Annotated in this window: 10 protein-coding genes; 4 read left to right on the top strand and 6 right to left on the bottom strand. The window is 58.6% G+C overall.

What is annotated here, in order from left to right; genetic code table 11:
* Positions 1 to 12: 12 nt before the first annotated feature.
* The 4 genes from cas6 to KI810_RS15825 form a co-directional block, all read right to left on the bottom strand.
* Entirely contained in the window at positions 13 to 918 is a 906-nt protein-coding gene (gene cas6 / locus KI810_RS17635) for a CRISPR system precrRNA processing endoribonuclease RAMP protein Cas6 (RefSeq protein WP_214176537.1), read from the bottom strand.
* Between the two features lie 66 nt (positions 919 to 984).
* Positions 985 to 1,743: a succinate dehydrogenase/fumarate reductase iron-sulfur subunit gene (locus KI810_RS15835; protein ID WP_214176536.1), complete on the bottom strand. Its 759-nt coding sequence runs from the start codon at positions 1,741 to 1,743 to the stop codon at positions 985 to 987.
* On the bottom strand, positions 1,743 to 3,659 hold the full coding sequence (locus KI810_RS15830; RefSeq protein ID WP_214176535.1) for a fumarate reductase/succinate dehydrogenase flavoprotein subunit: 1,917 nt from the start codon (positions 3,657 to 3,659) through the stop codon (positions 1,743 to 1,745). Before KI810_RS15830 ends, KI810_RS15835 begins: the two co-directional genes overlap by 1 nt.
* 10 nt (positions 3,660 to 3,669) lie before the next feature.
* The gene (locus tag KI810_RS15825; protein WP_214176534.1) at positions 3,670 to 4,338 is read right to left on the bottom strand and encodes a succinate dehydrogenase cytochrome b subunit; all 669 of its coding nucleotides are present in this window, start codon (positions 4,336 to 4,338) and stop codon (positions 3,670 to 3,672) included.
* Between the two features lie 538 nt (positions 4,339 to 4,876).
* Between KI810_RS15825 and tgt the strand changes: the two genes are divergently transcribed.
* Complete coding sequence (tgt, locus tag KI810_RS15820) at positions 4,877 to 5,989, top strand: tRNA guanosine(34) transglycosylase Tgt (protein WP_214176533.1); 1,113 nt, start codon at positions 4,877 to 4,879, stop codon at positions 5,987 to 5,989.
* Between the two features lie 35 nt (positions 5,990 to 6,024).
* Positions 6,025 to 6,822, top strand: coding sequence for a nucleoside triphosphate pyrophosphohydrolase (gene mazG / locus KI810_RS15815; protein ID WP_214176532.1), 798 nt, complete (start codon positions 6,025 to 6,027; stop codon positions 6,820 to 6,822).
* A gap of 329 nt (positions 6,823 to 7,151) precedes the next feature.
* On the opposite strand, the gene KI810_RS17510 is transcribed toward mazG, so the two are convergent.
* Both KI810_RS17510 and murJ read right to left on the bottom strand, forming a co-directional pair.
* Entirely contained in the window at positions 7,152 to 7,685 is a 534-nt protein-coding gene (locus KI810_RS17510) for a methylated-DNA--[protein]-cysteine S-methyltransferase (protein ID WP_214176531.1), read from the bottom strand.
* Entirely contained in the window at positions 7,682 to 9,247 is a 1,566-nt protein-coding gene (gene murJ, locus KI810_RS15805; protein WP_214176530.1) for a murein biosynthesis integral membrane protein MurJ, read from the bottom strand. The genes KI810_RS17510 and murJ overlap by 4 nt, the downstream gene beginning before the upstream one ends.
* A 246-nt stretch (positions 9,248 to 9,493) precedes the next feature.
* Between murJ and KI810_RS15800 the strand changes: the two genes are divergently transcribed.
* Together KI810_RS15800 and KI810_RS15795 are read left to right on the top strand one after the other, a co-directional pair.
* Positions 9,494 to 10,114, top strand: coding sequence for a helix-turn-helix transcriptional regulator (locus tag KI810_RS15800; RefSeq protein ID WP_214176529.1), 621 nt, complete (start codon positions 9,494 to 9,496; stop codon positions 10,112 to 10,114).
* A 379-nt stretch (positions 10,115 to 10,493) separates the two neighbouring features.
* Positions 10,494 to 12,230, top strand: a complete 1,737-nt coding sequence (locus KI810_RS15795; RefSeq protein WP_214176528.1) for a B12-binding domain-containing radical SAM protein — start codon at positions 10,494 to 10,496, stop codon at positions 12,228 to 12,230.
* The last annotated feature ends 56 nt before the right edge of the window (positions 12,231 to 12,286 follow it).

Raw genomic sequence — 12,286 nt, 5'->3', positions numbered from 1 at the left:
CCGCAGCAACAGCTAAGACAAGTCTCCGGACGACTTTTCCAGCCGGAAAGCCCCGTAACCGTATGTCGCACCCTTTCCGCACTGCAGATATTCTCCGAGGAGAAGGAACGGATGGAATTCGTTCAGATCGCCGCGGAACGTACCGCTTCCCACGATCCCTCCCTGCTTCCCCGTACCCCCCTGCCAGTGAAAATCCCCGTCCGTACAGCTGATTTCCCGGCTTCGCTCCGCAAGCCACCTGAAATCCAGATCGGCCTCGTGGCCACCGTAATGGTAGGCAAGGGATGTAATGCGCCTGAACAGGCAGCGGGCCAGCGCAGAAAACGTCAGTTCGCTTACCGGTTTACCCCCGCTGAGAAGCCGCAGGGGGGTAACGATACGAAGTTTCACCTCGTCAGCTGCCAGGGTGCATGTCCGTTGAAGCCCGTCTGCGGAAAGGAGAACCAGGTTCTCGTCACGTTTCTCCTTCCCCGCTTCCCAGACAAGAGAGCGCGCCCCATAGTAGTCGACGGCTTCAGCCCTGACGGGCATGACGACGTATCTTCCTGCCGGGCCGAAACTGCTGAAAGCCAGTTTTAGAGCGTCCAGATAGCAAGACACATCCTGGATGGCCGATCCGACAATGGTCAGGAAAAGTTCCGTCTGCCCCCCGAGATTCGGGGAGGAGGGAAGTAGCGGCAGTGAAAAGGCAAATGGCAGCGAGGGCTTCTGGTGACGCCTGACCGCGGCAGGGTCGGTACTGAGGGACTGGGAAAAGCTGCGGCAGTGGGGACACTCGGCATCATACGGACCCCGGCATCCGCTGACGCGGCGGAAAGCCTCCGCAAAGCAGGAATTGAGTCCGAACAGAGCCAGAGGATCGGCAATGTTCGTATCCAGACGCACGGTTATGACCAGTCTGACAAGGTTGAACTCCACGACACCTCCCACAAAAAAAGGGCAGAGATTCGCATCTCTGCCCTTCCATTCATACCAGTTTCAGACCTATGATGCCAGGGACTTGAGATACTCCCTGTTCAGCTTGGCGATGAACTTCACATTGACCCCCTTGGGACAGGCGGCCTGACACTCGTAGTGGTTGGAGCAGTTGCCGAATCCGCACTCCTGCATGGTTTCGAGCATGTTCTTGACGCGCTCGGCAGCCTCCGCCTTCCCTTGCGGCAGAGCGGCCAGCTGTGCCACCTTGGCGCTGGTGAAGAGCATGGCCGAGCTGTTGGGGCAGGCTGCGGCGCAGGCCCCGCAGCCGATGCACTCGGCAGCGTCCATGGCGTAGTCGGCATCCGGCTTGGGAATCAGCACGGCATTGCCGTCGGGCACCCCGCCGGTGTGGCAGGAGGTGTATCCCCCCGCCTGGATGATGGTGTCATAAGCACTTCGGTCGACCACCAGATCCTTGTGGATCGGGAAAGCCTTGGCGCGCCACGGCTCGATGTAAATCGTGTCACCATCCTTGAACTTGCGCATGTGCAGCTGGCAGACGGTGGTCCGCTCCTGGCCGCCGTGGGGAACACCGTTGATCACCTGGGAGCACATGCCGCAGATACCCTCGCGACAGTCGTGATCGAAGACGATCGGCTCTTTCCCGGACTTGATGAGGTCTTCGTTGACCACGTCGAGCATTTCGAGGAAGGAGTGGTGTTCGGTGATTCCCTTGGCGGTGTAGGTTTCGAACTTCCCGGGGGCGTTCGGCCCCTTCTGCCGCCAGACAATAAGAGTCAATGTCATGGTCTTGTGATCGCTCATTATTTATAACTCCTTACCGCAAGATGTACGTTCTCGAACTGGAGCGGCTCCTTGTGCAGCTCGGGCTCCTTGCTGTCCCCCTTGTACTCCCAGGCACCGACGTAGCAGAAGTTGGCATCGTCACGCTTTGCCTCGCCGTCATCATACTGGTGCTCCACACGGAAGTGACCACCACAGGACTCCTCGCGGTGATGGGCATCGCGGCAAAGGAGTTCGCCGAACTCGAGGAAGTCGGCGGTGCGGCCGGCGTTCTCCAGGTCCTGGTTGAACTCGGCACCGGTACCGGTAACCTTGACATTCTTCCAGAACTCCTCGCGCAGGGCAGGAATCTTCTTGAGGTTGGTTTCCAGGGACTCCTTGCTGCGCGCCATGCCGCAGTTTTCCCACATGAGGCCGCCCAGTTCGCGCATGAACTCGGCAACAGTCTTCTTGCCGTTGATGGAGAGGAGTTTGTTGGCATACCCGTTCACGTCTTCCACCGACTTCTTGAACTCGGGGTTGGCGGTCGTGACCGTTCCCGGCTTGATGCTTGCCAGGTAGCCACCGATGGTGTAGGGGATGACGAAGTAACCGTCGGCCAGACCCTGCATGAGGGCAGAAGCACCGAGACGGTTGGCGCCGTGGACTGAGAAGTTCGCCTCGCCCAGGACGAAGAGGCCCGGGATGTTGCTCATGAGGTTGTAGTCGACCCAGAGGCCACCCATGGAGTAGTGGGGAGCCGGATACATGCGCATCGGCCGCTTGTACGCGTTCTCGTCGGTGATCTTCTCGTACATCTCGAAGAGGTTGCCGTAGCGCTCCTTGATGGTGTTCTCCCCGACCCGCTTGATGGCGGCAGCAAAATCGAGATAGACGCCGCGCCCGCCGGGGCCAACGCCACGGCCGTCGTCACACTGCTCTTTCGCAGCGCGGGAGGCAATGTCGCGGGGTGCCAGGTTACCGAAGGAGGGGTACTTCCGCTCCAGGTAGTAATCCCGGTCCTCTTCGGCGATCTCGCTGGGGTGCTTGCCCAGGTCTTCCTTCTTCTTCGGCACCCAGCAGCGGCCGTCGTTACGGAGCGACTCTGACATGAGGGTCAGTTTGGACTGGTAATCGCCGGCCTGGGGAATACAGGTCGGATGGATCTGGGTGTAGCAGGGGTTGGCGAAGAACGCCCCCTTCTTGTACGCCTTCCAGTTGGCGGTGACCGAGCACCCCATGGCGTTGGTGGAGAGGTAGAAGACGTTCACGTAACCACCGGTGGCGAGACAGACGGCATCGGCCGCGTAGGACTCAATCTCGCCGGTGATCAGGTTGCGGCAGGTGATCCCCTTGGCAACACCGTCCACGACGACCAGGTCAAGCATCTCGCGGCGGTTGTACATCTTCACCGTACCGGCCTTGATCTGGCGGGAAAGGGCGGAATAGGCGCCGAGGAGCAGCTGCTGCCCCGTCTGGCCCCGGGCGTAGAAGGTACGGGAAACCTGTGCGCCGCCGAAAGAGCGGTTGTCCAGGTAACCGGCATAGTCACGGGCAAAGGGAACTCCCTGGGCAACGCACTGGTCGATGATGTTGTTGGACACCTGGGCAAGGCGCCAGACGTCAGCCTCACGGGCGCGGAAGTCGCCACCCTTGATGGTGTCGTAGAAGAGACGATAGATGGAGTCACCATCGTTCGGATAGTTCTTGGCGGCGTTGATCCCCCCCTGGGCGGCGATGGAGTGGGCACGACGGGGCGAATCCTGGTAGCAGAAGGCCATGACGTTGTAACCGAGTTCACCGAGGGAAGCAGCAGCGGCGCCGCCGGCAAGGCCGGTGCCGACCATGATGACGGTGTACTTTCTCTTGTTGGCGGGATTGACCAGCTTCAGATCGAAGCGGTGTTTATCCCATGTTTTTTCAATGGGTCCGGTTGGACATTTTCCGTCGAGTATCACTATATACCCCCTAACCTTTCAGAATGCCGGTAAAGATGAACAGCGGAATGGATGCATAGCCGACCAGCAGGATAACGGCGACAACCTTGCCTATCGTGCTGATTACGGGCCGAGTGCATGCGTTGTTCCACCCCATGGTCTGGAAGAAGCTCTGGACACCATGGGAGAGATGGAGGAAGAGGGCGATCATGGCGCCAATGTACACAAAGGCGATGATCCCCTGCTGGAAGCTGCCGGTCACCATGGCGTAGACGTTAAAGCGTCCGACTGCGTCGATTCCCTGGGATATCTCCGGGTTGGTGACGCGAACCGTGAAGTGAAGCAGGTGGTACACGACGAAGGCAGCCATGAGGAGGCCGGTCCAGATCATGTTCTCACTGGAGAAGGTAGCCTCAAGCTTGTTGTTGACCGCGTACTTCTGGGGGTTGGCTGTGCTGTTCTCCAGCGTGAGCAGGGTACCGAAGATGACATGGACGCCGAAGAACGTCAGCATGGCAAGACGGAAAACCCAGACAAACGGCCCAAGATCGTGGAGATGCTTGGCATAGGCGTTGAGCCAGTCGGCACCGACGAATATCGTCGAGTTCCCCAGCAGATGGACGATGACGAAAAGGACCATGAGCTGGCCGGTGATCGCCATCAGGATCTTTCTACCTACAGTGCTTTTGAGTAGTTGCATGTTTTCATCCCTTTTGTGTTTATTATTCGTCTTTGGGTTCTACCGGGACCGGACCGCGCCGGCCAACCGGTTCCGAACATTCCGAGTCTGCAGTCACAGGAACCAGGGGCTATCAATTCCCGATCTGCCTTCCGGGCAGTTCGTTCTGGCCCGGGGGTGCCCGCCATTCGTTATGAGCCTGCATCGTCCCTACTCCTCCTTGATATGGATTTCATGGTAGTTCACATGCAAACAAGCCCTATAAATTAACGCATCCTAATCGAATAAAATGTATACTGTATACTAAACGTCGTTATACCAAAATGCAATAAGAAATTAACGGGAGCACAGGTATTCTTTATCCTCTCCCCATCGGCTTGCCCGCCGGTCAATCGCCGGCCGGGGGCTCCACCGGCAGTTTCAGGCAAAGGAGCGTTGCAATCAGGCTGCTTTTCTGTTACAAAAACTGTTTTCGACTTAGATACTTAGCAGCAATAACGGGATAAACGCTTATTAATCCAAGGGAGATTCATATTGTAATTTCCCGGGAAAAGGTCCTATGAAATTTACGCTCAAAAAGAAGGATGTCACTGGTGCCCGGCGGGGAACCCTGACCACCCACCATGGCACCATTGAAACCCCCATATTCATGCCGGTCGGGACCCACGCCGCCATGAAGGCCATGACACCCGTTCAGGTACAAGAGTGCGGCGCCCAGATCATCCTCAGCAACACCTACCACCTCCACCTCCGTCCTGGTGAAGGGCTGGTTGAGAAAGCCGGGGGACTGCACCGGTTCATGGCCTGGGACGGCCCGATTCTCACCGATTCCGGCGGGTTCCAGGTATTCTCCCTCCCCAACAAGCGGATTACGGAAGACGGGGCCTACTTCAAACACGAAATCACCGGGGAGGAGGTGTTTCTCGACCCGGCCCGGGCCATGGCGATTCAGGAAGCGTTGGGGGCCGACATCATCATGGCCTTTGACGAATGCATACCCTACCCCTGCGACAAGCGGTACGCGGAACAATCTACCCGCAAGACTCTCCGGTGGGCGGAACAGTGCAAAAAGGCCCACTCCCGCAAGGACCAGGCCCTGTTCGGCATCGTTCAGGGGAGCGTTTTCGAGGACCTGCGCGCCCTCTGCGCCCGGGAACTTGTCGCCATGGACTTCCCCGGTTACGCTATCGGCGGCGTCTCCGTCGGCGAGGGGCTGGAGCTTCTGAAAAAGGTGGTCGCCATGACCGCCCCCTTCCTCCCCGAGGACAAGCCCCGTTACCTCATGGGAGTAGGGCTCCCCGAGGACATCCTGGAGAGCGTGGAACGGGGGATGGACATGTTCGACTGCGTCATCCCGACCCGCTATGCGCGGAGCGCCACCCTGTTCACCAATCGCGGTCGCATCCGTCTCACCAACAAGAACTACCGCCGCGATTTCTACCCGGTTGACCCCACCTGCAGTTGCTATTGCTGCCGGAACTTCACCCGCGCCTACCTCCACCACCTCTTCAATGCCAACGAGGTCCTCTCCGCCATCCTCGCCAGCATCCACAACGTCCATTTCTATCTCGCCATGATGGCGGATATCCGCAAGTCCATCGAAGAGGGAAGGTTCGGCGAATTCAAGCGGACGTTTCTTGAAGGGTACCTGAAGGGCGAAAAGAAAAAATAGCGGGGCAGTACGGTCCCCTTTGAGGAGATTCCCCCATGCAGAATGAAACAGCCGGATTCGACCGCCTTACGGGAATAATGCGCCGCCTGCGTGCGCCCGGAGGGTGCCCCTGGGATGCGGAGCAGACCCATGACAGCCTCAAGCGCTATCTGCTGGAGGAGTGCTACGAAGTGATCGAGGCCATCGACGCCGGTTCGCCGGAGATGCTCAAGGAAGAACTGGGAGACCTGCTCCTCCAGCCGATCTTCCACGCCGCCATCGCCGAAGAGCGGGGCGAATTCACCATGGACGATGTCATCGCCGCCATCTGCGACAAGTTGGTCCGCCGCCACCCCCACGTCTTCGGCGACCTGGAGATCTGTGACAGTGCAGCCCAGGTGGAAAACTGGGAGAAGATCAAGAAGGCGGAAAAGGGGGAAGAACGCCGCTCCGCCCTGGCCGGAGTCCCACCCCACCTCCCCGCTCTCATGAAGGCACATAAAATTACGGAGAAGGCTGCCCGGGTCGGCTTCGACTGGAGCCGCACCGACGAGGTATTCGCCAAGGTACTGGAAGAGTTGCACGAATTCGAGGAGACCATGCTGGACGGCGACCAGGAACGGATGGAAGCGGAACTGGGGGATCTTCTGTTCGCCATCGTCAATCTCGGTCGGTTTCTTGCCCTCAACCCTGAGGAAGCGCTCCGCAAAACCATTGCCCGCTTCTCCCGCCGGTTCGAACATATAGAGACGACGCTCCACGCCAGGGGGATGCAGCTGCCGGAAGCGACCCTGGAGCAGATGGAGGAACTCTGGCAAGAGGCCAAGATGAGAGAGCGAGCGTCAGAAGAATGACGCCGTGGAATAAGCAGACCCTAACAAACGGAAATGTTACAGATTTTCAAACAGGTAACCCATTATCCACACAAGTTGTGGACAAACTGTGAACAACGATGTGGAAAAGAAGATAAAGAAATAAGGGAATAAGCGGTTTTTGCTTTCTGCCTAATTTATAAGCACAGGTTTATGTCCTTTAATATCAACATGTTACAATAACCCAACAACCTTCTACGGTGAATGACTTTCCGATCACCTATCATTGGTTAATATTTTCACATGAAGTTCGGGGCCACTGTGTATAACGGCGCCGGATTTTCTCCATTTTTCCCAAAAAACGGATCTTTTTACCCCTGTTCCATCGTCAGAAGCCATTTTTTTGACGCCACCCCCCCCGGCGCCGAATAACCGGTGAGTGCACCGGCCGCACCGACCACCCGGTGACACGGAATGATGATCGGCAGCCGGTTGGCCGCCATGGCCGAACCTACCCCCCGGGCAGCCGTGGGACTCCCCATAAGAGCGGCCACCTCGCCATAGGTCCTTACAGCCCCGTAGGGAATGGCGGCCACCACCCCATAGACGGCGTTCTGGAACGGCGTACACCCCGCCAGGTCGAGGGGAACAGGGGAAAACTCGACCCGCTCCCCGGCGAAATACCGCTGCAGGAGATCGGCGGCCTCCCGCGTCACCCGGTTCTCCCCGAGGGCCAGGGGATACAGGTCGGTCAATTGGGTCAGCAGTTCCCCCTTCTCTTCCCCACCAAAGGGGAGAAACACCTCCAGCACCCCCGCCTCGCTCGCCACCACGGCCCCGGAGCCAAAGGATGTCTCAAACAGGGCGCGGTATTTCCCCGCCGTGGAAATTCTGCGCTTGTTCATCGTTTCAACCTCCTTCGCACGAGACCGATCACGTCCCGCGCCTCGTCGATGTGCAGCAGATGGGCCGCAGCCAGAAAGATGCCGACCCCCGCAAGTATCGTCCCCCCGAGGACCCCCCCCTTCATGAGCTTGTGGCCGGCCAGGGACCAGTCCGCCATCCTCACCCCAAAGCTGACCGCCAGCGCCATGGGAATCGATGCCAGCAGGGTCTTTCCCCCTGCCAGGAAGATCCGCCGGCCGCCGAAGGGGCCAATCTTCCGGCGCAGATAATGGAGGAGCATGGCCATATTGCAGAGGGCGGAGAGGGACGACGCCAGTGCCAGCCCTCCATGGAGGAGGGGCCCCATGAGGAGCAGACTGAAGAGAAAATTGAGGAGAAAGGCGACGAATGCCGTCACCACCGGCGTGCGGGTATCCTGTTGGGCGTAGAAGGCGGGGACCAGGACTCGCACCATCGCCACAAAGGAGAGCCCCAGGGAATAGTAGACGAGCGCCGTCCCGCAGTTGACCGCCTTCCCGTAGTCGAACTCCCCCCCCATGAAGAGCAGGCTGAAGATGGGGGTGGAGCAGACCGCCAACCCCGCCATGGCGGGGATGGTGATGAACAGGGTAAGGCGCATGCCGAAGCCGAGCGACTCCTTCAACTCATCCATCTCGCCGGCAGCGGCCTGCCGGCTCATGGAGGGGAGGACCGCCTGGGCCACCGAGACGGTGAATATCCCCTGGGGAAACTCGAAGAGGCGCTGGGCATAATAGAGATAGGACACGCTCCCCTGGGGGAGGAGAGAGGCAAGGATATTGCCGACCGTAAGGTTCAGGTAGTAGACCCCCACGCCGAACACCGACGGTCCCATGAGGAGGGCGATCTTGCGCATTCCCGGGTGGTGCAGGTCGAAACGGGGGCGGATGGCGAATCCCTTGCGGTAGAGCGTGGGAAGCTGGAGGAGCAATTGGAGCACCCCCCCGACGAGCACTCCCACCGCCAGGGCAACGATCGGCACCTGGAAACGCTGGTGGAGAAGTACGGCACAGACGATCATGGCAAGATTGAGAAAGACGGTGGAGATGGCCGGGGTGAAGAAGTGCCGCACCGTATTGAGTATCCCCATGCAGAGAGCGACAAGGCTGACAAAGAAGATATAGGGGAACATGAGCCGGTTGAGAAACACCGTCAATTCCATTTTGTTCGGGAGGGCCTTGAACCCGGGAAACATGAAGGCGACGATCTGGGGCGAGAAGATGATTCCCAGCAGGGTGATGACCGCCATCACGATGGTCAGGAGGGTAAAGCAGATGTTGGCCAGCTCCCGCGCTTCCTCCTCACCCTTCTGCGTGTACCATTCGGAGAAGGTGGGGACGAAGGCGGAAGTGAGGGCCCCCTCGGCGAAGAAGCGGCGGAGCATGTTGGGTATCTGGAAAGCGGCGAAAAAGGCGTCGGTGGCAAGTCCGGCGCCGAACAGGCGCGAGACCACCATGTCGCGCACCATCCCCATGATGCGCGACAGAACCGTTGCAAAACCGAGCACCCCGGCAGCCCGGGCGATATTTTTCTTTTCCGACATGGGTATCCCTTGGAGGTATGCGTCAAGGGAGGTTTACCATAAACCTCAGTCCATTGGTATGTTTTTCTCTTTTCCTGCGTCGTATCGACATCGCAACGCAATCGACAATATTAGTGCACGCAAATCTTTTGCTTGCATTAATGATTTCAGTGGGTTATATTTGCCCACACGTTTGCGAATACATTTAAGAGCGGAACAGCGTGCCACAAAGCAGGCTTTTCCAGCTATCCATACCGAAGAGGACAGATGGACAGACTGACGAATTACCCACGGATGAACATCCTGATCAATCTCAGCAGCAGGCTTCTCGGCGAAGCATTGAAAAACCTCCTGATGCAGGACGAGGATGCCTACCAGTCGGTAGAGATCTACAGTTCCTGGTCTAGCAAGGAATGCATCCCCGACAAGATCCTCGTCGATGCCTCCACCCTCGGGTACCCCTTTCCGCCTGAATGGGACAGGGCAAATGTCATTCTCATCGATACCGGCTTGGCAGAAGACGAGGTGATCCGGCTCCTTTTTTCCCATAAACTGGACGGGGTCATCGCCACCAGCGCCGGCACCACCCTCTTCAAGAAGGCATTGCGGGCAATCAATGCCGGCCAGGTCTGGGTTGACAACGGCAAGCTCAAGGCACTGATCCACAACCGTTCAGCAGCGCTGAAACCACCCGCGTCCGAAAGCCTGAGCAAAAAAGAACGGGAGATCGTACTCCTCGTGGCCGAAGGGCAGAGGAACCGGGAGATTGCCGGCAGGCTGTGCATAAGCGAACAGACCGTAAAGGCCCATCTCAGCCGCATTTTCAAGAAGGCCAATGTTTCCAACCGCTCCCAACTGGTCCCCCTCGCCCTGAAATACAAATTGTAAGTCCCCCCCATGTACCTATCCCGAGTGTCAGCTACCCCATGGTCGCCGTGAGTTCGGCCAGACGTATTAACCCGACGGGTTAATCACTTCAGCAGGAAAATTAATAGCCATCCGGATTATTGTCTCACTTCCACGCCACACTACACTATTCACACCTTTTAATTTAGCGTTCGTCGAAGCACGACATTACTGTCCCCCGTTGTCACTTTCAGCTACGGATTAACGTTACGTGCGGCTCCACAGGCTCACCGGTTATGCAGGAACAGATGGAGTACGGGTGCCTGACGAGCAGTTTCCGAGCGGTTGCCGCAAACATCCATTACCATAATAGTTCCAGCATGCTGCAGACAGACCATAGAATGCCAGAGGAGTATTCACCATGAAAGTCGCTTTGATCGGCGCGGAACTCGAAGAAAACCTGGGGCTTCGCTACATGGTATCGGCCCTTGAGCAGGCGGGACACCGGGCGAGAATCTTCCCCTTCAATGATGAAACGGAGCTAGCAACTGTCGTTCGCCAGATAGCGGCCTTCGCTCCCCACATAGCCGGCCTTTCCATGGTATTCACCGGCCGGGCCCGCGAATTCTGCCGCCTGGCCAGGTCCCTGCGGGAATCGGGCTTCGCCGGCCACCTCACCGCCGGCGGCCATTTTGCCGCCCTGAACTGCCGGCAGCTCATGCAGGACTTCCCCGAATTCGACTCCATAGCCCTTGGCGAAGGAGAAAAGCTCATCTGCGAACTGGCAGCAAACCTCTCGAACCTTTCAGACGTTCCCGGTTTCTGCTACCGGGACAGGGACAGGACCATCAGGGTGAACCCCTCCGCCGGCAACCCGGAGGAACTGGACCTCCTCCCCTTTCCCCGGCGCGACACCTTCCACGAGTATTACGGCAAGCCGATCGCGAGCATCCTCTCCTCGCGAGGCTGCTGGCGGAGTTGCGCATTCTGCAGCATCGACGCCTGGTACCGTTCGGGAGGAGGGAGCAAGTTCCGCATCCGGAGCGTCCCGAACATCGTCGCCGAGATGAGTGAGCTTTACCATGGGAACGGGGTGAGAATTTTCAACTTCCAGGACGATAACTTCTTCCTCCCCGATCGGGCGAAGGCACTGGCCCGCTTCACGGAACTGCGGGATTCACTCTGGAGGGAAGGCGTAAAGGATATCGCCATCGCCGTCAAGGCCAGACCCGACAGCATCAACCGGGAAGCGATGTCGGTCCTCGATGACCTCGGTGTCTTCCGGGTCTTCCTGGGGGTAGAGAACGCGTCGGAGCGGGAACTGGAGAACCTGAACCGAAAATGCAGCAGGGACGCCATCGAGAACGCCCTGCATATCCTCAACGACGTGGACGTCCACGTGGCCTACAACCTCCTCATGTTCGAACCGGACACCACTCTGGAGGACATCCTCATCAATCTCCGCTTCATGGAACGGCACATGGACAACCCCTTCAACTTCTGCCGTGCCGAAGCCTATGCCGCCACGGGGCTGGAAAAGAAACTGCGGCGGGACGGCATTCTCGTCGGTGACTACTTCGGCTTCGACTACCGCATCAAGGACCCGCACGTGGAGGCTTTCCACAAGATCGCCAACTATGCCTTCTTCGATCGCAACTTCAACGACTTCGGCCTCCACTACTTCAACATGGAAGTGGACTTCTCCTTCCAGCTCCTGCGCCGCTTCCATCCCGACCTTCTCTCCCAGGAGCTCCGGAGCGAAGTCCGTTCCTTCATCAAGGAGACCAACATCGACACCTACCGCTGCCTCTCCCGGATCTGGGACATGGTCCAGGCCATCGACCCGGCCGACCAGGAAACCCTCCGAAACGCCATGGGTGGCGTGCGACTGAGGGTGGACGACGGAGGGATCGCATTGCGGGCACGGGGCGAGCGGATTCTGGAGCGGTTGCGACGGGCTTGGGTCGAACAGCGACCGGAGCGCGCGGACACAACTCCCGTGAACCGGGAAATATCACTTCTTGGCGGCGGTTATCCGTACTTCGGCAGAGAGAGCCTTGCCAACGCCGGTGCCGACCCGGTGGGACCCGGCTTTTTCGGCGGCGGAACGCCTATTCCCTATGCCGAGTTCAGGCGGCGGCTGGCAGAGCAGAAATAAGACGGACATGAAGGCGGAGACTGTGCCCTCGCCACGGCCTGCCCCAGCCTCTTGCC

It is taken from the genome of Geomobilimonas luticola, assembly GCF_018476905.1.
In the GTDB taxonomy this organism is placed as follows: Bacteria; Desulfobacterota; Desulfuromonadia; order Geobacterales; family Geobacteraceae; genus Geomobilimonas; species Geomobilimonas luticola.
Note: the sequence above shows the minus strand (reverse complement) of the source record. Positions and strands in the feature narration are given on the sequence as shown.

Excerpts from the sequence above, each read along its gene's own strand:
- KI810_RS15835 (WP_214176536.1), bottom strand. The coding sequence starts at position 1,743 with ATGAGCGATCACAAGACCATGACATTGACTCTTATTGTCTGGCGGCAG.
- mazG (WP_214176532.1), top strand. The coding sequence starts at position 6,025 with ATGCAGAATGAAACAGCCGGATTCGACCGCCTTACGGGAATAATGCGC.
- murJ (WP_214176530.1), bottom strand. The coding sequence starts at position 9,247 with ATGTCGGAAAAGAAAAATATCGCCCGGGCTGCCGGGGTGCTCGGTTTT.
- KI810_RS17510 (WP_214176531.1), bottom strand. The coding sequence starts at position 7,685 with ATGAACAAGCGCAGAATTTCCACGGCGGGGAAATACCGCGCCCTGTTT.
- KI810_RS15800 (WP_214176529.1), top strand. The coding sequence starts at position 9,494 with ATGGACAGACTGACGAATTACCCACGGATGAACATCCTGATCAATCTC.
- tgt (WP_214176533.1), top strand. The coding sequence starts at position 4,877 with ATGAAATTTACGCTCAAAAAGAAGGATGTCACTGGTGCCCGGCGGGGA.
- KI810_RS15795 (WP_214176528.1), top strand. The coding sequence starts at position 10,494 with ATGAAAGTCGCTTTGATCGGCGCGGAACTCGAAGAAAACCTGGGGCTT.
- KI810_RS15825 (WP_214176534.1), bottom strand. The coding sequence starts at position 4,338 with ATGCAACTACTCAAAAGCACTGTAGGTAGAAAGATCCTGATGGCGATC.